Origin of the sequence: Colwellia sp. RSH04 (assembly GCF_003545765.1) — a bacterium.
Classification (GTDB): Bacteria; Pseudomonadota; Gammaproteobacteria; order Enterobacterales; family Alteromonadaceae; genus Colwellia.
This window is the reverse complement of sequence record NZ_QXIO01000036.1, coordinates 1-1,747: the sequence shown is the minus strand read 5'-3', so window position 1 is coordinate 1,747 and position 1,747 is coordinate 1. Positions and strand designations below refer to the sequence as shown.

At 36.1% G+C, this 1,747-nt stretch carries 2 protein-coding genes; both read right to left on the bottom strand.

Translation table 11 applies throughout. The features are described 5' to 3' along the window. Positions 1-225: 225 nt before the first annotated feature. The gene (locus D1094_RS18375) at positions 226-621 is read right to left on the bottom strand and encodes a hypothetical protein (RefSeq protein WP_118961549.1); all 396 of its coding nucleotides are present in this window, start codon (positions 619-621) and stop codon (positions 226-228) included. Between the two features lie 489 nt (positions 622-1,110). Then, positions 1,111-1,650, bottom strand: coding sequence for a hypothetical protein (locus D1094_RS18555; RefSeq protein ID WP_147361104.1), 540 nt, complete (start codon positions 1,648-1,650; stop codon positions 1,111-1,113). Between the last annotated feature and the right edge of the window lie 97 nt (positions 1,651-1,747).

Below are 1,747 nucleotides of genomic sequence, written 5' to 3'. Positions count from 1 at the left end.
GGTGTCTTAAAAAGCGTAAAGTCTATTAACGACAAACACCAAAACGGTTAGGCGAAAACTGAGGCGTAACCCACCAAACTAACCTTGAAAACACTGTTCTTACAATAAAATAATAACTCGATTTCGTGTTGCCAAATAACGCCTTGCTAAGCGGCTAAGTACAATTTGCTAAAATGCGCGAAGCGCGAGCAAACTGTACGTGTCCGTTTGAGCAACTTGTTAGTTTTATTTTGTGCTGACTGAAAATAATGAACCGTCTCTCCAATCGATATTATCCCCGATTGCTGACGCCGTTTTATGTAATGCTGCGGAAAAATTATCTCCTGAACCATAAATACCACAATCTTGGCACTCACATAGATAAGTTTTGTTCTCTAATTTATAGACATTTAACTCTTTTTCACCACATTGAGGGCAGTAATCAATCGACTCAAGAAATTGTTTCTTTTGTAGTTGAGCCGCATCAATAGCCTTTTTCTTTGTTTTGGCTATTAAAGCAAATGCATCTGCATTCATATCTTTGATTTCAGAATCAAATTTTTCTTTTGCTCTTTCCTCAGCGCTCGGTGGTTGAGGTGCTTCTTCAGGGAAGTCTTCGAAATAATCAGACCATTCGCCCATATCCATTCATCCTTTTTAATGTCCACACTTTGATAATAAAACTAACGCCCCGCTAAGGGGAAATTTATTGTTGGCTAAAATGTTGAACGGAGTGAAAACAGCCAACTGTAAATTTTCCCTCTTGAGCGCCTTGTTAGGTATACATTACTGATTTACATATAGATATTACTATACAGCCTTACAAATAACATTAATGTAAAAACACACCCCAAAATAACAAGACGTTTGAACGTAAAGAATTGCGGTAACTTTAAAGCGCCTGTATTTAACAAGTGACTATTTGATTTTCGCAGATATGCAAACACAAAAAATTGAATCGCTATGATTAGGCAAATAGTAGTTACGATAATGCTCATCTTCCTGATTAAACTCCTGTATACCTAACGCCTCATTAAGAGGAAATTTATAGTTGGCTAAAATGTTGAACGCAGTGAAAACAGCCAACTGTAAATTTTCCTGCTTTAATGACTTGTTATGTGTACTTTACACTTAACCTTTTTTAAACACGCTTAATAACTGCCTAAATAATACAGGACTCATCGCCCGAATCCATGCAAATCCAACAATAGTGAAAGGCACAGAAAACGTAAATAATATAAGAGTTACTGTTTTCCTTAACTGAGATTCATCAAATAGAATATTGTTGTTATAAATAGCACCTAACATAAAGCCCATTAATAGCATCAAAGCAATTAACCATTTAGATATTTTCAGCTCGTTGTATAAAGTTTTATGAGAACCAGTTTTCTTTAAATATAAAAAAGTTCCTACATGCAACAAACCAAAAAACGTTGATAAGATTAAAAACACTTCGAATTTAACAGCAGACTCCTTTGTACACATAACGTTTATATTAAACGGCAAAGTAACATTGGCTATAATCGCGAAGCGATGGCCAACTGTTACGTGTCCGATTTGAATTATCTTGTTATTTGATGGTAGCGGAAAACTACCAACGAAAACAAGCACTTTTAAGATTAGGCAGCCCAACCGTAGAACTAAAGAGCGCCCAGCAACACGACTAACCAAACCGTGACTTTTGAGCCAAACACGAAAGCGAGAACAACGTTAATGACTTTACCGCAAGATGTCTTAAAAAAGCGTAAAGTCTATTAGCGTTAAACAC